This is a genomic window from Micromonospora sp. NPDC049171 (assembly GCF_040648275.1).
Taxonomy (GTDB): domain Bacteria; phylum Actinomycetota; class Actinomycetes; order Mycobacteriales; family Micromonosporaceae; genus Micromonospora.
Map to the genome: position 1 here is coordinate 71,946 of NZ_JBEZDJ010000007.1, position 18,195 is coordinate 90,140.

14 protein-coding genes and 1 pseudogene are annotated in these 18,195 nt (G+C 70.4%); 9 read left to right on the forward strand and 6 right to left on the reverse strand.

Translation table 11 applies throughout. The features are described 5' to 3' along the window. Positions 1 to 58: 58 nt before the first annotated feature. Entirely contained in the window at positions 59 to 289 is a 231-nt protein-coding gene (locus AB0B14_RS11150; RefSeq protein WP_357065076.1) for a hypothetical protein, read from the reverse strand. Positions 290 to 457: 168 nt separating this feature from the next. Between AB0B14_RS11150 and AB0B14_RS11155 the strand changes: the two genes are divergently transcribed. The 4 genes from AB0B14_RS11155 to AB0B14_RS11170 all read left to right on the forward strand — a co-directional run bounded on the left by AB0B14_RS11155 (position 458) and on the right by AB0B14_RS11170 (position 5,669). Then, positions 458 to 1,684: a sensor domain-containing protein gene (locus AB0B14_RS11155; protein WP_357522327.1), complete on the forward strand. Its 1,227-nt coding sequence runs from the start codon at positions 458 to 460 to the stop codon at positions 1,682 to 1,684. Continuing rightward, positions 1,672 to 2,328 (forward strand): response regulator transcription factor, encoded by a 657-nt coding sequence (locus AB0B14_RS11160; RefSeq protein WP_357065074.1) that lies wholly within the window; start codon positions 1,672 to 1,674, stop codon positions 2,326 to 2,328. Before AB0B14_RS11155 ends, AB0B14_RS11160 begins: the two co-directional genes overlap by 13 nt. A gap of 111 nt (positions 2,329 to 2,439) precedes the next feature. After that, entirely contained in the window at positions 2,440 to 3,201 is a 762-nt protein-coding gene (locus AB0B14_RS11165) for an ABC transporter ATP-binding protein (RefSeq protein WP_357065072.1), read from the forward strand. Then, positions 3,198 to 5,669 carry an FtsX-like permease family protein gene (locus AB0B14_RS11170; RefSeq protein ID WP_357522328.1) on the forward strand — a complete coding sequence of 824 codons (2,472 nt, stop codon included), beginning with the start codon at positions 3,198 to 3,200 and terminating at the stop codon, positions 5,667 to 5,669. Before AB0B14_RS11165 ends, AB0B14_RS11170 begins: the two co-directional genes overlap by 4 nt. Before the next feature lie 183 nt (positions 5,670 to 5,852). On the opposite strand, the gene AB0B14_RS11175 is transcribed toward AB0B14_RS11170, so the two are convergent. Beyond that, complete coding sequence (locus tag AB0B14_RS11175; protein ID WP_357522329.1) at positions 5,853 to 6,440, reverse strand: hypothetical protein; 588 nt, start codon at positions 6,438 to 6,440, stop codon at positions 5,853 to 5,855. A gap of 166 nt (positions 6,441 to 6,606) precedes the next feature. Between AB0B14_RS11175 and AB0B14_RS11180 the strand changes: the two genes are divergently transcribed. The 3 genes from AB0B14_RS11180 (at position 6,607) to AB0B14_RS11190 (ending at position 9,080) form a co-directional block, all read left to right on the forward strand. Continuing rightward, entirely contained in the window at positions 6,607 to 7,068 is a 462-nt protein-coding gene (locus AB0B14_RS11180) for a hypothetical protein (RefSeq protein ID WP_357522330.1), read from the forward strand. Between the two features lie 250 nt (positions 7,069 to 7,318). After that, positions 7,319 to 8,491: a S1 family peptidase gene (locus tag AB0B14_RS11185; RefSeq protein WP_357065066.1), complete on the forward strand. Its 1,173-nt coding sequence runs from the start codon at positions 7,319 to 7,321 to the stop codon at positions 8,489 to 8,491. Positions 8,492 to 8,519: 28 nt separating this feature from the next. After that, entirely contained in the window at positions 8,520 to 9,080 is a 561-nt protein-coding gene (locus tag AB0B14_RS11190) for a hypothetical protein (RefSeq protein WP_357065064.1), read from the forward strand. A 97-nt stretch (positions 9,081 to 9,177) separates the two neighbouring features. Here the strand turns inward: AB0B14_RS11190 and ilvC are convergent. Then, a pseudogene (gene ilvC, locus AB0B14_RS11195) lies at positions 9,178 to 10,190 on the reverse strand (ketol-acid reductoisomerase). A gap of 267 nt (positions 10,191 to 10,457) precedes the next feature. On the opposite strand from ilvC, the gene AB0B14_RS11200 reads away from it, so the two are divergent. Both AB0B14_RS11200 and AB0B14_RS11205 read left to right on the forward strand, forming a co-directional pair. Continuing rightward, positions 10,458 to 12,377, forward strand: coding sequence for a penicillin-binding transpeptidase domain-containing protein (locus AB0B14_RS11200; protein WP_357522417.1), 1,920 nt, complete (start codon positions 10,458 to 10,460; stop codon positions 12,375 to 12,377). 14 nt (positions 12,378 to 12,391) lie between these two features. Continuing rightward, positions 12,392 to 13,423 carry an alpha/beta fold hydrolase gene (locus AB0B14_RS11205; protein WP_357522331.1) on the forward strand — a complete coding sequence of 344 codons (1,032 nt, stop codon included), beginning with the start codon at positions 12,392 to 12,394 and terminating at the stop codon, positions 13,421 to 13,423. 104 nt (positions 13,424 to 13,527) lie between these two features. On the opposite strand, the gene AB0B14_RS11210 is transcribed toward AB0B14_RS11205, so the two are convergent. From AB0B14_RS11210 to AB0B14_RS11220, 3 genes are all read right to left on the reverse strand, one after another. After that, positions 13,528 to 13,935, reverse strand: coding sequence for a nitroreductase family deazaflavin-dependent oxidoreductase (locus tag AB0B14_RS11210; RefSeq protein ID WP_357065058.1), 408 nt, complete (start codon positions 13,933 to 13,935; stop codon positions 13,528 to 13,530). Between the two features lie 77 nt (positions 13,936 to 14,012). Beyond that, positions 14,013 to 14,609: a hypothetical protein gene (locus AB0B14_RS11215; protein WP_357522332.1), complete on the reverse strand. Its 597-nt coding sequence runs from the start codon at positions 14,607 to 14,609 to the stop codon at positions 14,013 to 14,015. Positions 14,610 to 14,753: 144 nt separating this feature from the next. Continuing rightward, positions 14,754 to 18,068 (reverse strand): S8 family serine peptidase, encoded by a 3,315-nt coding sequence (locus AB0B14_RS11220; RefSeq protein ID WP_357522418.1) that lies wholly within the window; start codon positions 18,066 to 18,068, stop codon positions 14,754 to 14,756. Positions 18,069 to 18,195: the final 127 nt, after the last annotated feature.

The following is an 18,195-nucleotide window of genomic DNA, read 5'->3' on the forward strand; positions in this document are numbered from 1 at the left end:
CGGGGCGCAGCAGCGCCCCGGCCCCCTCGCTCCCGAGTGGCGACACTGCCCGCCGTCCCTACGACGCCCGGGCGCGGTTACGGCGGTGGTGGACGATCAGCGCGACCGCGCAGAGCAGCGCCACCAGGCCGAACGCCGAGCTGATCCACTGGTTGTCCGCCGCGGTCGACAGCACCACGTTGGCCGCCGCGCTGACGAAGAGCACCAGCCACAGCAGCGGGCGTAGCCGGCCGCCCGGCCTCTTCGGCGTGTCGACCGGGGCCTCGGTGATGCGGTACGGATCGGTCATGGCTGCCTCCTCGGGCGTTCGATCCTCGACGCCGTCAACGCTAGGCGGGCGGCGCGGCGGGGACGATCCCGCCAACTCGACGACAGTGGTACAGCAGGCTGTACCTTCCGCGCAGGGCGTTGCTGGGCGGGTTCCGCGGTGGCCTATGTTGGCGAGGGAGGTGGGTCGATGACGTACGTGCGGAGCCGGGTTCGCGCCTCGGTCGACGCCCTGGAGCACCTCGTCGGAGGGCTGGGCACCGCCGCGCTGGCCCTGGGCGCGCTGCTCTGGGCGGCGATCGTGGCGGTGGCCTGCCTGGGCGGGGTGGGGCTGCTGGTCGCACCCGGCGCGTTGCGGGCGGTGCGCTCGGTGGCCGATCGCGAGCGGGCCCGGCTGTCCCGCTGGGGCGAGCCGATCCCCACGCCGGGGCCGGTGCCGGCCGGGTTGCGGACGGCGACGCGTGATCCCTTCGTGCGCCGGGAGCTCGGCTGGGTCGGGCTGTCCTCGCTCGTCGGCCTGGTGACCGGGCTGGTCGGCCTCGTGCTGCCTCTCTCTGCCGTCCAGTACGTCACATTCCCGCTGTATTACCGGCTGCTCCCTGCCGATGCCGGCGAGCCGGGGATCGTCTGGTGGCGCATCGACGGACTGCCCGACGCACTCGTGGTCGGGTTGCTCGGGGTGGGCTGGCTGGCCGCCGCGATCTGGTTCAGCCCGGTCCTGGCCCGTCTCCAGGCGTGGCCGGGCCGGTTGCTGCTGCCTCCGCCGCCGGGTGTCGACCTGTCGCTGCGGGTGGCTGAGCTGACCGCCACCCGCGCTGCGGCGCTGGACGCCCACGCGGTCGAGCTGCGCCGGATCGAGCGTTCGTTGCACGACGGCACCCAGAATCGGTTGGTCGCGGTCAACCTGTTGCTGGGGGCCGCGCGGCGGGCCGCGCGCCGCAATCCGGACCGCGCCGACGAGATCCTCGGGCAGGCGCAGGACGCTGCGGAACAGGCACTCGGCGAGCTTCGTACGGTCGTGCGCGGGATCCTGCCGCCCGTGCTGGACGACCGGGGTCTCGCCGGCGCGCTGGCGGGCCTGGCCGCCAGCTGCGTGGTGCCCTGCCGACTCGAGGTGGACGTGGCTGTGCGGTGCGCGGCCTCGGTCGAGGCCACCACGTACTTCGTGGTGGCCGAGGCGCTGACGAACGTCGTCCGGCACAGCGGTGCAAGCCAGGTGGACGTGGCCGTGCGCCGCGAGCGCGGCCGGCTGCTGGTGTGCGTCGAGGACGACGGGCACGGCGACGCGGACGAGAAACGTGGCTCGGGGCTGACCGGTATCCGCCGGCGGGTCGAGGCGTACGACGGGCTGATGACACTGACGAGCCCGCCGGGAGGGCCGACGAGAATGGACGTGGAGCTGCCATGCGGATCGTGATCGCCGAGGACGACCCGCTGCTGCGTGAGGGGTTGGCTCTGCTGCTGCGGGCGGAGGATCTGGACGTGGTCGCCACGGCCGGTACTCCAGGCGAGTTCCTGGTCGCCGTCGACGAACACGCGCCGGACGTCGCGATCGTGGACGTACGGATGCCGCCGACCCACACCGACGAGGGCATCGTGGCCGCGGTGGAGGCCCGGCGGCGCCGCCCCGGCCTCGCGGTGCTGGTCCTGTCGGCGTACGTGGAGCAGGCCTTCGCCACCGACCTGTTCTCGGTCGGCGCCGTCGGGCTCGGTTATCTGTTGAAGGAGCGGGTGGGCCGGGTCGAGGAGTTCCTCGCCGCGCTGCACCGCGTCGCGGACGGCGGCAGCGTGATCGACCCGGAGGTGGTGGCGCAGTTGCTCGCCCGCAACCGCCGGACGGACACGGCGCTGGGCGAGCTGTCGCCGCGTGAGCGTGAGGTACTGGGGTTGATGGCCGAAGGGCTTGGCAACAGCGCGATCGCCGGGCGGCTGTTCGTCACCGACGGCGCGGTGCACAAGCACATCCGCAGCATCTTCTCGAAGCTTCAGCTTCCACCGGACGACCATGCCGACCGCCGGGTCACCGCGGTGCTGCGCTACCTGAACGGTGATCAGCGGTAGCGCCTGCTGTACCCGGACCTGGCAGCCCACGGGATGGTCGCCGTTCTCGCACGTCAATAGCGTTTCTGGTGCGCGCAGTTCTTGCCGATGACACGGAGAGAGGCCACCAGAATGCCGGACAATCCGGGACAGACAATCGAACCGGCGGTACGCGTCGAACACCTCACCCGGGTGTACGGCGCCGGCCGTAACCAGGTGACCGCGCTAGCGGGCATCGATGTCGGCTTCGACCGGGGCACCTTCACCGCGGTGATGGGGCCCTCGGGCTCCGGCAAGAGCACGCTGCTGCAGACCGCGGCCGGGCTCGACCGGCCCACCTCCGGTCGGGTAGTCATCGGAGGCACCGACCTGTCGGGGCTGTCCGAGACCCGCCTGACCGAGCTGCGTCGTACCCGGATCGGGTTTGTCTTTCAGGCGTTCAACCTGATCGGCGCGCTCACCGTCGAGGAGAACATCGTGCTGCCCCTGCGCCTGGCCGGCGTCCGTCCGGACCGGGCCTGGCTGGCCCAGGTGGTCGAGCGGGTCGGCCTCACCGACCGACTGCACCACCGGCCGGCCGCGCTCTCCGGCGGCCAGCAGCAGCGGGTGGCGATCGCCCGGGCGCTGGCCACCCGCCCCGAGGTGATCTTCTCAGACGAGCCTACCGGCGCCCTCGACTCGCGGACCGCGGCGGAGGTGCTGACGCTGCTTCGCGCGGTCGTGGACGAGAACGGGCTGACCGTGGTGATGGTGACCCACGATCCGATCGCCGCGTCGTACGCGGACCGCGTGCTCGTGTTGGCCGACGGCGCGATCGTCGCCGACCTGCCGCAGCTCGGAGCCGCCGGTATCGCCGAGCACCTGGCCTCGCTGGATCGGCGGGTCCTGCGATGACCGGCCTCGCCGCCCGCCTGCTGCGGCACCGCGTCGGCCCCGCCGCCGCGACCCTGCTGGCCCTGATCGCCGGCGTGCTGATCCTGGTATCGATGGGCACGCTCGTCGAGTCCGGGCTGCGTTTCCGCACGGAGCCACGGCTCTGGGCAACGGCCGACGTGGTCGTCGCCAACCGCACGGTCAGCCACACGTTCAAGGAGTTCGGCGGCGACACCACCACGAGCACGGTCACGCTGCCCGAGGGCGGCACTGTGGACGCGGTCCTGGTGGACCGGATCCGCCAGGTGCCGGGCGTCGCGGCCGTCACCGGCGACGAACGGGTGCTGATCGGCTCACCCGCTGCCGTGGGACACGGCTGGGACACGTACGCGTTCACCGGTCGTCCCATCGGCGCGGGTGCCGCGCCACGAGCCGACGACGAGGTGCTTGTCGACACCCGTCTCGGCGTGGCACCCGGCGACCGCATCGACCTGGTCGTCGGCGGGGTCAGCCGGTCGTACCGGGTGAGCGGAACCGCCGAGACCGGTTCGGCGGCGGTGTTCTTCACCGACGTGCAGGCCGCCCGGTTGTCCGCCCACCCGGGCCGGGTGGATGCGATCGGCGTACGGATGGTGCCCGGCGCCGACCTCGGCCCGGTACGCGAGATCGCGTCGGCGGCCGGCGCCACGACGTACGCCGGGAAAGACCGTGGGAACGTCGAGCAGTCGGAGGACCAGGCCGCCCAGACGTTGCTGATCGAGGTCGGATCGGTTTTCGGGGGGTACGTCGTCCTGCTGATCGTCTTCGTGGTGGCCGGCACTATCGGGCTGTCCGTCCGGCACCGTCGACGTGACCTGGCGCTACTACGCGCGGTCGCGGCCACGCCGGGGCAGGTGCGCCGCATGTTGGTAGCCGAGGCCGCGCTGCTCGCCCTGATCGGCTCTGCGATCGGCGGCCCGGCCGGCCTGTTGGCGGCCCGCTGGGTGCACGGCGAACTGGTCGGGCGGGGGTTCGTGCCGGCCAGCTTCCCGATGACCGGCGGCCTGTTCGCGGTGCCGGCCGCGGTCCTCGTGGCGGTCCTCGTGGCGGTGCTCGCCGCGTTGGTCGCCGCACGCCGGGTCACCGGGATCAAACCGATCGAGGCGCTCGGCGAGATCGCTGTCGAGCCTCGGCGTAGCGGCCGGGTGCGGCTGATCGCCGGCGTGCTGACGCTGGTGGCGGCCACCACCTCCGGGGCGTTCACGCTCGGTGCGGCCGGGTCGACCGGGGCACTGGCCGGCGCGGTCGGCATGCTGTACCTGTTCGTCATCGCGGTGGCGCTGCTCGCACCGAGGATCAACGCGTACGCGGCACGCCTGCTCACACCGTTGTTGCCGCGGATGTGGCGGGTCAGCGGCTACCTGGCTGCGGCCAATCTGCGGGCCAACGCGCAGGGCATGGCGACAGTCCTGACCGCCCTCGTGCTGTCCGTGGGGTTCGGCGGATCGGTCTGGTTCCTGCAGAACAACCTGGAACGGCAGACCACCACGCAGAGCAGCGCGGGCACCCTCGCCGAGCGGGTGCTTGTCGCTCCGGGTGGGCTGCCGGCGGACGCGGCGCGGGAGATCCGTGAGTTGCCCGGGGTGCAGGCGGCCACCGGTGTGCACCGCACGCAGGTGGTGGTGCGGGCGCTCGGCGGAATCGAGCCGGTCAGCGCGCAGTCGGTCGACCCGGCGGGCATCACGTCGACGATGGACCTCGCCGTGCGCGAGGGCAACCTGGCCGACCTGCGCGCCGGCACTGTCGCCCTGTCTGCCATGCAGGCGTCCACTTCCGGCTGGGACGTCGGCGACCAGGCGGAACTCTGGCTGGGCGACGGCACCCCTGTCACGTTGGACGTCATCGCGATCTACGGCCGTGGCCTCGGTTTCGGTGACGTCACGCTGGCCGCCGAGACGGTCGCCGAGCACACGGCCGGGGGTACCGACGACGAGATCCTGGTCCGTGCCGGCCCGGAGGCCGACACCGCGTTGGCCACGTGGTCGGCTGGGCATCCGGGCACCGAAGTTCTCGACGCCGCCACCCGTACCCGCCTGATCAGCACCGATATGGCGTTCGGCGCCTGGCTGAACCGGCTGCTGATCGGCGTGATGGTGGGGTACGCGGCGCTGGCGGCGGCGACCACGATGGTGCTGGCCGCGCTGGCCCGCCGCCGCGAGTTGGCGTTGCTGCAACTGGTCGGGGTCACCCGCCGTCAGATTCGGAGGATGGTCCAGGCCGAACAGGCCGGGCTGCTCGGCACCGCGGTGCTGATCGGCGCGACGATCGCGGCGCTGACCCTGAGCGCGATCGTCAACGGACTGACCGGCAGCCCGATCCCGTACGTCCCGCCGCTCGGTTGGGTGGCAGTGCTCGGCGGCACCACACTGCTGGCGTTGACAACCACTGTGTTGCCCGTCCGACGGCTGCTCAGCGCTCCTCCGATCGACAACATCGGGGTGAAGGAGTAGGCGTCGCGGCTCGGAATTCGGCGGCCGTGCCGCCTCCGCGGACAGCGCGGAGGCGGCACGGCCGCCCTGGTGTCCCGGCGACGAAAGCGAGATGAGGATCGATTGTTCTTGACCGATTCTCGACCTACGCGGCGGACAGCGGACGAACCATGACCGTGCCCGTCGATGACGGGTGGGCTTGAGTCACCCTCGCATCAGACGGTCGATCGTCCCTTCACCGAAAAGGGGTCCCCACGGCAAGCCGCCATCGTCATCATCAATGAAGGCCACCGTCGGATCTGTGGCGCGCGCTGACTGCCAGAACGTCAGCACCGGGTCGTCGAGCACATCCAGCTCCAACTCGCCGACAAGTAAGGACTGAAGCTGGTCGAGATCGGGATGCCACTGCCGCATTCCTTCCTGGAGCCGGGCCTGGGCTCTCCGCATCTGGTGGAGGTCTCCCCCACCGGAGAATTTAAGCAGGTCACGCCAGTTCGGCAGAGCGACAATCGTGGCCAGAGTGATCGCCAGGCTCGGTCCGATGAGGCCCGCGCTACCCTCCGAGTCCGCGTACAGAACGGGACGCGACGACGCTTCGGTACCTACCAAAAAGAACCGACCCCCCGTGCTGTCACAGGCGATCACACGCAGACTCACGCTCGAAGACAGCCGCGCCGTGGATGCGTCGACGGACACTACATCCTCAACGTCAAACTCGACGAGCTCGCGTAGGAGACCCGAGACCGATGGTGCTGCCGCGATCCTGCGTAGCAATGAGATGTCGTCGAGCATTCGCAGAGGGTACAGCCGGCCCGGCGAACTCATCGGCACGTGAGCGGACGTCATCCGACATGACGTGAACGGCACCGCCAACCCCCTGGACCCCAGCGTGAGTACGGGAAAGCCCACGGCCCGCCGACCCAGATGAGCGCGGTTGTCGGAGGGTATCGTCGCTGGCATGCCGCTGCCCGAACTGGTGCCGATTGCGCGCGAACCGGGGTACCACACCGACCGGATAGGCCGATACGCCGGCGGCCAGTTCTACGCGGCGATACACGGCGCGCATCGCGATGACGACCATCCGTCGGATCCGGACCGGGAACGGGTCCGCTGGTACGCCTACCTGCACCTGTTCGACGTCGACGGCCGCCACTGCCGGTCTGACATCTCGCTGGTGGCCACCGCGCCGTACCTGCGCGGTGAGCTTGGTGAGCACGCCGAAGCCTGCCTGGCTGGTCTGCTCGATCAGCTACCCGAACGACGGTACGGCGACATCGCCATCCAGCTGTTTCGCGTGGTCCACGACGGTGTCACGTTCGGCTTGATCGACGAGTCTGACGCTGAGTGGGGCGACCGGGTCGAGTTGTACCCGGACCGCCTCGGGTTCACCGAGCCGTGGGACGGGCTCTACAGCACCTGACCGTCGAGCACCGCCAGCATCGCGTCGCGCCTCTGCAACCAGGTGTCCAGCCGTGTCCAGTCGCGTCCAACATCCGACTCGCGGCCCCCGCCCCATTGCGACGATTGCCGTCCGGCCCGGGACGTCCAGCTCCTGACCCGGCCGACCAGTCCCCTCGTGATGGGAGCGGTGCATGTCAGAACGTATTGTCAGCCACCCGCGAACGACAAGACCAAGCCGCAGGTCCCTGCTCGCGACGACACTCGCCGTCGTGGCGTCGGTGGCTTTCGTCCCGACGGCCGCAGCGGCCGGGCCGGTCGACCGGCCGGCCCAGCCCGGGGGCGCGGCGGATCCGGCCCGGACCGAGGGCCGGGCGACCCTGGCTTCTGGCGGCGGCGGCGCCGACCGGAAGCGGGCGGACGGGGCGGCGGACATGGCCGAGGCGATCGCCGCGCAACGGGGCATCAGCCGCGATGCCGCCGAGAAGCTGCTCGGTGCCGAGAACGCCAGTGTGCGACTCGCCAACCAGTTGACCACCGAGCTGGGTGCCAGCTCGGGCGGCGCGTACCTGTCCAACGGGGACCTCATCGTCACGGTCACCGACGCCGCGGCTGCCAAGAAGGTGACCGCCGCTGGCGCGAAGGCGCGCCTCGTCGCTCGTGGCGAACGGCAACTCCAGAAGATCCAGCGGGCGCTGGAGGCCGCGCCGAGTGAACCGAACACGACCTGGGGGGTGGACCCGGAGACCAACCAGGTGGTGGTGAGCCTGCCGGCGTCGGGGGCGAAGAACGCCGCGCAGAGCTCGGCGGCGCGCACGTTCGGCGCGGCGGTGCGGTTCGAGACCACCGCCGGCGAGATCCAGCCGAACGTCGGGATCTCCAGCGCGGACGCGTTGGGCGGTTGCTCGGTCGGCTTCACCGCCACCGACTACACCTTCAACTACATCATCACGGCCGGCCACTGCACCCAGGGCTACCCGCACTGGACACTGCCCAACGGCCAGGACGTCGGGCCGTCGCTGGAGAGCAACTATCCGGAGGACGACTACGGCCTGATCTGGATGAACGGTCCGTCGGTCTGGGCGACCGGCACCATCAACCTGTGGAACAACACGAGCCGCAGCATCCACGGTTGGGCGACGGCCGTGAGCGGGCTGTCGGTGTGCAACTCGGGCAAGACCACCGGATTCAGGTGCGGCTCCGTGCTCAGGACCAACGTGACGGTCAACGGCGCGGGCGGCACCGTACGCCAGATGGTCGAGACCAACATCTGCACCCTCGGCGGCGACAGCGGTGGGCCGCTGTTCGCCAGCAACACCGCGTACGGGCTGAACTCGCACGCCAACCGGGTCGGCAGCCAGTGCAACTCCACGCCGAAAACCTGGCACCAGCCAGTGGGAGAGGCGATCACCGGATACCAGGTCGTCATCTACGGCGCGCCGTGACGAACGGCGACGAGCGAAGGAGACAGGGATGAGAAAAGCATTCAGCAGAGCCGCACGCCTCACCGCCGCGGCCGTCATGGCGACGACGGTGGCCCTGACCGTGGCCGTCGGTCCCGCCCAGGCCGACCTCTGGACGCACACCGACGGGTTCGAGGGGAACCCGGCAGCGGTGTGGGAGTTCCACCGCTCCGGGGCCGGGAGCGGAGCCTACGAGCTGGGCACCGGAACGGCGCATTCCGGTTGGAACAATGCCATTCTCACGACCTCGGCCGGCGGCTGGTCCGGGGTGGGCAAGCTGCTCACCGTGGGGCCGCGTACCGCCGGACACAACACCACCTGCGGCGGCGGGTTCTTCGTCCGGGCGGTCAGCGGGTCGGCGGTGCTCAACGTCGAGGTGATCGACCCGGCGAGCTGGACCTACCTCGCGTTGCGCACCGTCCGGATCACCGACACCGCCTGGCGGCGGCATGACGTGGCCAGCTACGCCAACGGTCCGACCCAGGTGTTCTTCCGGATTTCCCTGCTCGGTGGCAGCGGTGCCGTGCGGGTGGACGACATGGCCTTCCAGTGCTCCTTCTACCGCTCCTGAGCAGGTGAACCACAGCGGGGCCGGCGCTCGTCGCGCCGGCCCCGCGAGGTACGCCCGCCCCTCGGCGGCACCGAGGGTGCTGCTTACCGCGACGTGGTCAGGCCGTCTCGGTGATCGGTCGATCGACCCAGCTCATCATCGCCCGCAGGGCGCGGCCGGTCTCCTCGATCGGGTGGGCCGCTGCCTGCTCCCGATACTTGGTGAAGGTGGGCCGGCCGGCGTCGTCCTCGGCGATCCATTCCCGAGCGAACTCGCCCGACCGGATCTCGGCGAGGATGCGGACCATCTCCTCCTTCACCCGAGCGTCGATGACGCGCGGGCCGCGGCTGTAGTCCCCGTACTCGGCGGTGTCGGAGATGCTGTACCGCATCCGCGCGATGCCGCCCTCGTACATCAGGTCGACGATGAGCTTCAGCTCGTGCAGGCACTCGAAGTAGGCGATCTCCGGCTGGTAGCCGGCCTCCGTGAGCACCTCGAATCCGGTGGTCACCAGTGCCGTCACACCACCGGCGAGAACCGCCTGCTCACCGAACAGGTCCGTCTCGGTCTCGTCGGCGAACGTCGTGCGAATGGCACCGGCCCGGTGCCGCCGATAGCGGCGGCATAGGACAGGGCGAGCGCAAGAGCCCCTCCGGTGGCGTCCTGCTCCACCGCGACGAGCACCGGCACCCCCTTGCCGTCGACGAACTGTCGGCGTACGAGATGCCCCGGCCCCTTCGGCGCGATCATCGCGACGTCCACATCCGACGCGACAGTGATGAATCCGTACCGGATATTGAAGCCGTGGGCGAACAGAATCGCGTCGCCGGCCCGCAGGTGAGGAGCGATCTGGTCCGCGAACAGCGTCCGCTGCACCGTGTCGGGTGCCAGGATCATGATGGTGTCGGCCCACTGGGCCGCCTCGTCCGGGGTGAGCACCGACAGGCCCTCCTCCTGGGCCTTGGCGCGACTCCGAGAGCCCGCCGGCAGGCCGACCACGACCTCCACCCCGGAGTCGCGCAGTGACAGCGCGTGCGCGTGCCCCTGGCTGCCGTACCCGATGACGGCGACCTTGCGCCCCTGAATGATCGACAGATCGGCGTCCGCGTCGTAGTACATGTCAACTGTCATTACTGCCCCTCCAAGCCGCCACCCAAGAGACGGCCTCGTCGACTGACGACGATAGGGCGGCCGAATGGAGGAAGACTTGACCATGACTGGGTCCACGCGCCGCAGGTGTGCGCGGTGCGGCGACTTCCCGCGTCCAGTGCGCGTCCACTCGATCTCCAGTAGGCCGACCTAGCCTGCTTCAGGGATAGGTGAGCAGAGTGGTTTCACGATCTGAGGAGATTCCGCGTGTTGCACCGGTTCCACCCGTCAGACAGTGGCCGCCTCCGGATGCGGGGAGTGCTCGCCGCGATGACCGTGACGGTGCTCACCGGCGGGGCGCTGACCGCCTGCTCGGCCGATGACGGTCCGGAGGGCAGCATCGACGCTTTCGTGGCCGGTTGGCGCAAGGGTGACCTGCGGGCGGTCGACTTCGTCGGCACCACGGGCGCCACGCTGTCGGCGGCCGAGGTGACCCGGCAGCTCAGGGAGTTGTCCGGCGAACTGGCCGCGACCCCGCCCGCGGTCGCCCGGCAGGGAGACCCGAAGGTCGACGACGGCACGGCGACCGGCACCATCACTGTGGACTGGACGCTGCCCGGTGACACCCACTGGACGTACGACCGGCAGGTGCGGCTGACCCGGAAAGACGACAAGTGGCAGGTGATCTGGGAGCCGCAGCTGGTGCAGGAGAAGCTCGCCAACGGCGACCAGCTGGCCCTGCGTCGGGACGCCGCTCGCCGCGGCGAGGTCCTGGACGCAGCCGGCGAGCCGATCGTGGAGCCTCGGCCCGTGGTGCGGGTCGGCGTACAGCCGAACCAGGTGACCGACGTGCAGAGGCTGGTCGGCGAGTTGGACGCCGCATTCCGGGCGATCCGTCCGGCGCTGGTGCCCGCCGTCGACGTCGCCGACCTGCCCAGTCGGCTCAAGGGGGCCGCCCCGGACGCGTTCGTTGAGGTGGCGACGCTGCGCGACGAGGCGTACCAGCAGATCAGGACCCGCCTCCAGGCCCTGCCGGGCACCACGTTCCAGACCGAGAAGCTGGACCTCGCCCCCACCCGGGAGTTCGCCCGCGCACTGCTCGGCTCGGTGGACGCGGTGCAGGCCGACGACCTGTCTGCCCACCCCGGCAAGTACGTAGTCGGTGATCTGATCGGTCAGGGCGGTCTCCAGGAGCGTTTCGACGACCGGCTGCGCGGCAGCGCCGGGCTCACGGTGACGGTCGAGCGGCCGGGTCAGGACGGCAAGCTGGCGCCGACCGGCACCGAGCTGTTCCACCGGGATCCGGAGCCGGGGCAGGCGGTGAAGACCACTCTCGACGTCGGGATCCAGAACGCGGCGGACGCGGCGCTGGTTGCCGAGCCGCAGCGAGCCGCCGTGGTGGCGGTGCGGGTGAGCGACGGCGCGGTGCTCGCCGCCGCCAACGGGCCGGGCGCGGCCGGGGAGAACCTGGCCTTCACCGCCCAGGTCCCACCGGGTTCGACGTTCAAGATGGTCAGCGCGGTCGGGCTGCTCGACCGCGGTGCGGTGACACCGGACGCCGTGGTCGACTGCCCGAAGACCCTGAAGGTGCAGGGCCGCTCGTTCAAGAACTCCAACGACTTCGCGCTTGGCCGGGTGCCGTTCCGCACCGACTTCGCCAAGTCCTGCAACACGGCCTTCGCGTCCCTGGCACCGACGCTGGGGGGCGACGGGCTCGCTCTCGCCGGCCGCTCGCTGGGGTTGGAGGGGCAGTGGGACGTCGGCGTCGACGTGTTCACCGGCAAGATTTCGGCGAATGGGTCCCCCGACGAGCAGGCTGCTGCCATCTTCGGGCAGGGCAAGACCGTGGTCAGCCCGCTGGCCATGGCCGCCGCCACGGCCGCCGTCGCTCGGGGGCGGTTCGAGCAGCCGAAGCTGCTGCTGGACCCGGCCCCGGCCGCACCGGCCGCCGCCGCCGGCCTCAAGCCGGGTTCGGTCGAGGCGGTCCGGGCCATGATGCGCGAGGCGGTCACCGTCGGCACCGCCACCGCGCTCAAGGACGTGCCGGGCCAACCGGTGTACGGCAAGACCGGCACCGCCGAGTACGACAACGACCCGGCCCACACCCACTCCTGGTTCGTCGGCTGGCAGGGCGACGTGGCGTTCGCCGTCTTCGTGGAGGGTGGCGGATCCAGCACCGAGTCCGCCGTCCCGATCGCGGAACGGTTCCTTCGCGCCCTCGCCCGCTGACCGGAGAGAGCACTGTGGACACCTCAATGCCGGCCGGCACCCTCAACGAGGAGGCCGCGAACCGAGATCCCCGGGACAGCCCCGCCCGTGCCCGTCGCAGTCCCCGCGGCCGGTTCACACGCGGGCTGACGGTCGTCCTCACGCTGGTCGTGGTGGCCGTCCTGGCCGTGTACGGGTGGCCGCTGCGTACCGACGAGCTTCAGCGCGCGGCGCCGGAAACCCTGAGCTTCGCCGTGGCGAGTGAGCGGGCCACGCGGACCGCCTCGGCGGAGTCCATCGATCCTGAGGTGCGCCCGGAGTGCCGGAGCCAGTTCCTCTCCCACGGACGTACGAGCGCGAAGGCTGTTCTTCTGCTGCACGGCTACACCGACTGTCCCACGCAGTACCGTGGCCTGGCGAAGCTGTTCTTCGACCGGGGCTACAACGTCTGGGTGCCACGAGCGCCACGGCACGGTGTCACCGACCGGTCCGCGCACGCGACGCTCGACGCCAACGAGCTGGTCGACTATGCGAACGACGCGATGAACGTCGCGGCCGGCCTGGGCGACTCGGTCGGTGTGGTGGGCATCTCCGGCGGCGCGGTGTTGGCCACCTGGCTTGTCGGTCACCGTCCCGATGCGGTGCACCGTGCTCTGCTGCTGTCGCCCCTCTACAAACCCGACCCCGCTCAGGTCCCTGACCTGGCGGTCAAGCCTCTCGTCGTCCTCTTCGGGTCGCACCTTGTCCCGGACCGGGTCAACGCCGACGGCTTCTCGTCCGCGGCGCTGTCGCAGTACCTGCGCATCGTCCGCAACTTCGCGACCGACCCGAGGAGCCCGCACCTGCGCGAGCTGGCGATCGTCACCTCGCAGGACGACGACGTCATCGACCGACGGGCGGCCGTCGACATTCCGAAAGACATCGCTGATCGAAACGACACCGCATTCTCGGTGCACGAGTTGCCGCGCGAACTCGGCATCGGGCACGACATCGTCGACCCCGACGGATTACGGGGCAGGGCCGACGAGATCAATCAGTGTTATCTCGATCTCTACGAGGGGAATTAAGGTCTGCGTCAAAGTCCCGGTCGACGGCGGCAGGCGACCACAGCGGGCCGGCGCTCGTGGCGCCGGCCCGTGCCGGTCGGCGGCCGCGGTTGTGCCGTCTCTGCCTACGAAGCAGGTTCCAGTACGACGACCGGGATCTGGCGAGTGGTCTTCCGCTCGTAGTCGGCGAAGCCTGGATACGCGGCCTTCTGCGCGCTCCAGATCCGTTCCCGCTCGTTGCCGGTGGCAACCCTGGCGACCAACTCGACCTTGCCCGTACCGATCTCCGCCTGGGCCTGCGGGTGCGCGAGCAGGTTGTGGTACCAGTCAGGATTGGTGGGCGCACCGCCCTTGGACGCGAACACGGCGTAGCCGCCGTCCACCCTCTGGTACATCATCGGGTGCACGCGGGGCTGGCCGCTCTTGGCGCCGACAGTGTGCAACAGCAGCAGCGGCGCACCAGCGAACTGACCGCCGACCTGCCCACCGTTAGCGCGAAACTCAGCAATGATCTTGTCGTTCCAGTCGCTCACACCTTCTCCTTGCCTCCGCACTCCGGCTTCGTCGACGCAATTCTGACAGGCTCAACCGGGGCGGGACAGTAGAGTCCTCAGTACCCCTCCGCAGGCTCAACTTCGTGCTGGCGCGACAAGGCTTTCGCCGGACTGTCGTTCAGGCCGAGCTCGGCGGGATAGCTGCCGAAGCTCCTGAGGTTGAACTTGCGTACCGCCGTGGCCCACGGGTTGTGCGTGGCCAGGTGGACCAGGTGCTCGAAGTGGGACAGGTACGTCTCGCCGCGCTGGGCACGCTCGGCGAGGATGTAGGGCTCCAGGACCCGCCAGGCCTGCCGGGAGCGGTAGCTGACCGTACCCATGAGGAGCCGCGGGTCGACCGCCGCGAATGCGAGCATCTGGCCCAGACCGTTGTAGTACAGGGACAGCCGGACCACCTGGTGGCGGGCCTCGGCCGGCAGGTCACTGACGCTGACACCGGGTGGCGGGTGGCGGAGGGTCAGCTCACTGAGGACGAAGTCCTCAGCGTGCAGGAACTCGACGCTGGATCGGTCTCGGGTCAGCAGTTCGATCGCGACGAGAGTCTGGTTGGCGGTCTGCGCCGAGCGCAGCTGGCGTAGGGCGAAAACGACAGTCACGACAACCGCGATCGCCGAGCCACCCGCCGCGACGACATCCGCCAGGTCAGATATCACAAGCCCCGAGGGTAGTAGGCCGAGGCGAGCGGCCACGTCTCCGCGCTTCGGGCTGGCGGCGACGCCGCTCGCCCTGCTGGCCCCGACGTGGAGTCGGGGCCAGCAGGCCGTCGGTCAATTCGCAGGTGCGGGCATCCGTCGGGGTCAACCCTTGATTCGGTACGCGCGGACGATGGTCTGACGCACCGTGTTGCCGCTCTGGTCCACCACGTACGCGCGTAGCGTGGCGTAACCAGCGCCGGCCGGGTGGTGCACGTCGGCGAGCCAGCCGGCACCGGTCTCGCGGACCGGTGCGGGCTTCCAGGTCCGGCCGTCGTCGTAGGACACCTCGACGGTCAGCGACCGTACCCGGGCTGGCGTCGCACCGGCCTGCCGCTGCACGGTGACCGGGATGCGAAGCCCTCTGCCGGCCGGTGCCGCGTTGTCGCCGTCGAGCGCGGGTGCGAAGCGCACCGCCATGACCGGCAGGCGGGTGAGCTGCTGCGACTTCTGGGAGCGGAACGTCCACTCGGCCTGCACGCGGGTGGAGAGTTCAGCGTCTCGGGTTGCCGTGACGTTGTATCGGTAGTTCGCCGCCGCTGGGGGCACCTCGTAGTCGAAACCGTCGATCGAGGGCACCAGCTGCCCGTCGCGGAACAGTTGTTGCGTGTAGGACGTGGTGTCGGCGAAGCCGGCGTGCCGGACATCCCGGTCGGAGAAGAGCGGAACGACGGCGAAGATCCGATTCCCCTGTCGGGTGATCCAGTAACCGTCGGGATCGACCGCGAAGTAGGACGGGAGGGCCGGGAAGCCCGGGCCCAGCGGGCCCGCCTGCCATGATTCGGTCTGCCGGCCGGCCGGATAGGCGGTGGGTGCCGACAACTGTCTGACCTCCCCCATCCTGACATCGGCCGACCATCGGGTGTCGTCCGCTCGGGAGTAGTACTCGGTGTGCGTGCCCGGCAGGGAAACAAGGCCGCCGAAGGACAGTGTCTCGGTGTAGTCCGGACGCGAGGCGGTGGCCACCTTCTCACCGATCGTGTCCGACGTGCTCGCCGGATACGTCGCGGTCACCTCCGCCAGGTCCGCGGGCCGCACCTCCTTGCGGATCCCGGACGGCACCTGCCCGGACGGGAACCAGGCCAGGTGGTAGCGGTGCGACCCGGACCCGAACTCCCCGTCCGGACCTGGCTCGGTGAAGAGCGCCTGCAGACGTCCCCGCATCACCTTCCCGGCGAGCGCGGGACCGAGCTGTGCGGCGAACAGCGGTGCCATGCCGTCGAGCGAGAACACCGACGCGCCGGTCAGACCGCCGTCCGGAAGGTGGCGGTAGTACCCGACAACCGCTCCGAAGGGCGTTGCCGCCGGCCGGGGCACGGTTACCGTGTTCGACTTGGCGAGCCGGGCGTCCAGCACGACTGTGGTGTCCGCCGTCAGTTCGAGCTGCGGCTGGGTGAGCAGGGACACGAGGCGATCATCGCCGTGCTCCTCCGAGATGATGCTGGTGAGGTGGTAGTTGCCGGCCCGCAACCGGATGCTGGCTGTCCCGTCCGGCTCGTAGGGATCGACGGTGCCGGAGGCGGAGACACCATCCAGAAAGGTGCCGTAGGTGCCGGTCAGGCTGCCCGTCCGGTCCAGGTGCGTGAGCGTCAGGTCATAGCTCTCCGGTTCCCGGTCGATGGTCACCGGAACCCGCACCGCGCCAGCGGGGCCACTGGCGACCACCCGCCCCTCGTACACCCCGTCCGGGCCCGAGATGGAGGTCCTGGCGGTGATGGTCGCCGACGCCGAACCACCGGCCGCGACAGTGAGCTGCGCTGGTTCGATGCGGAACATGCCCGCCGGCGCGCGGGCGCCGTCCGGCCCGGTCACGGAGAGCGTCAGCGACAGCGTTGCCGCCGTGGCGCCGTCATTGCGGAAGGCGACGGTACGGCTGGCCGCCTGGTCGTCCTGGTGGGGCCACTTCGCGATGCCGAGATCGACAGCTGGTGGTTCGGCCCGCAACGTCGAGCCCGACGCCGCCGCCACATCGACGCGTCCCGCGCCCTGCTCGGTCAGCCGCAACGTCGCATCGGGCCTGGCCGTGCCCATCAGGGTCGCCTTCAGATCCGCCGCCCGAAAGGTCGGGTGCTGTTGGGCGAGCAACGCGGCGGAACCGGCGACGTGTGGCGTCGCCATCGAGGTTCCCGACATCCGCGTGTACGACTCGCCAACCGGGTCGTCCGCCTCGAAATTTCGCGCCCGGGCGGCGACGATGTCCACGCCCGGTGCGGTGATCTCCGGCTTGATCGCACCACCGGTCAGTCGCGGGCCACGGCTGGAGAATTCGGCGAGTTTGTCGTCGCCATCCACGGCGCCCACGGCCAACGCGGAGTCGGCGCTGGCCGGAGAACCAATGCTTCGGGCTTGGGGGCCGCTGTTGCCGGCGGCCACGACGAAGAGCGTGCCCGCACCCGCGGTCAGCGTCTCCACCGCCTCCTTCAGCGGGTCCAACTCGGTGGTGTCGGCGCCGCCGAGGCTGAGGTTCACCACCGCCGCACGATTGGCGGCGGCCCATTCCATTCCGGCGAGGATCGCGGAGTCGGGGCACCCACCATCGGTGCAGACCTTGCCGACCAGCAATGTCGCGTCAGGCGCCACGCCCCGGTACCGGCCACCGGAGGCGGCACCCGAACCGGCGATGGTCGAGGCGACATGGGTGCCGTGGCCCAAATGATCATCGGCGTCCGGGTCGTCGGTGAAGTTGCGTACCTGCGCCAGTCGGCCGGCGAAGTCCGGGTGCGTGGCGTCGATGCCCGTGTCGAGCACCGCGACGGTGACGCCCCGGCCGGTTCGGCCCGACTGCCACACCGCTGGTGCACCGATCTGCGGGACACTGCGGTCCAGGCTGACCTGACGCTGCCCGTCCAACCACACCCGTTCCACGCCAGCGCTCGCGGCCTTGCCGGCAACCGGCGCGTCGAGCGATCTCCAGAACTCTCCGGCCCGCTGCTTCGGGACCCGGACCGCCTGAGCACCCAGCCCCGGAAGGTCACGCACCACCGCGTACCCGGAAGAACGCTGCCGGGCCGCGGTCTGGCCCGTCGCGCGTACCAGCAGTGGCAGCTCCTTCTGCGTGGCGTCGTCGTACCTCGACGCCAGCAACTCGGTGATGTCGAACAGTCGGCGGTCAACTCGACGCGCACCGATCATGGACAGCGCATCGGCCGGAATGACGTAGTCGTGGCCGCCAATCCGGCGCTGTGCGAAAACCATCCGCTCGCGACCGGGACCGGGCTGCACCTCGTAGGTGCCGGACCGAGCTCGAACCCGGTCGCCGGACACCAGAGTCACCGTACGCAGCGGATCCGCCGCGTCGACTCTGGTGTTCCCGGGGGCCGCCGTACCGGTGGACTCGGCGGCCCCCGCCTGCCCCACACCCGCGACGGCCAGCGCCACACTGAGCGCCGCCGCCCCTATTCCCCGCAGTCGTTTCGCCATCGTCACCCAGCGCCCTCCGTGAGGTGTCCGTCCGCCGGTAAGTCGAGGTCGGACGGACGGCACGCCGCCTGGATTCGGAGTGAAATCGATCACGTGAAGGAGGCGATGCGCGCGGGCACAGTGGACA

What these genes read in the sequence shown, in the direction of transcription:
- AB0B14_RS11150 (WP_357065076.1), bottom strand. Translation starts at nt 289, where the DNA reads ATGACCGATCCGTACCGCATCACCGAGGCCCCGGTCGACACGCCGAAG.
- AB0B14_RS11155 (WP_357522327.1), top strand. Translation starts at nt 458, where the DNA reads ATGACGTACGTGCGGAGCCGGGTTCGCGCCTCGGTCGACGCCCTGGAG.
- AB0B14_RS11160 (WP_357065074.1), top strand. Translation starts at nt 1,672, where the DNA reads ATGCGGATCGTGATCGCCGAGGACGACCCGCTGCTGCGTGAGGGGTTG.
- AB0B14_RS11165 (WP_357065072.1), top strand. Translation starts at nt 2,440, where the DNA reads ATGCCGGACAATCCGGGACAGACAATCGAACCGGCGGTACGCGTCGAA.
- AB0B14_RS11170 (WP_357522328.1), top strand. Translation starts at nt 3,198, where the DNA reads ATGACCGGCCTCGCCGCCCGCCTGCTGCGGCACCGCGTCGGCCCCGCC.
- AB0B14_RS11175 (WP_357522329.1), bottom strand. Translation starts at nt 6,440, where the DNA reads ATGCTCGACGACATCTCATTGCTACGCAGGATCGCGGCAGCACCATCG.
- AB0B14_RS11180 (WP_357522330.1), top strand. Translation starts at nt 6,607, where the DNA reads ATGCCGCTGCCCGAACTGGTGCCGATTGCGCGCGAACCGGGGTACCAC.
- AB0B14_RS11190 (WP_357065064.1), top strand. Translation starts at nt 8,520, where the DNA reads ATGAGAAAAGCATTCAGCAGAGCCGCACGCCTCACCGCCGCGGCCGTC.
- AB0B14_RS11200 (WP_357522417.1), top strand. Translation starts at nt 10,458, where the DNA reads ATGCGGGGAGTGCTCGCCGCGATGACCGTGACGGTGCTCACCGGCGGG.
- AB0B14_RS11220 (WP_357522418.1), bottom strand. Translation starts at nt 18,068, where the DNA reads ATGGCGAAACGACTGCGGGGAATAGGGGCGGCGGCGCTCAGTGTGGCG.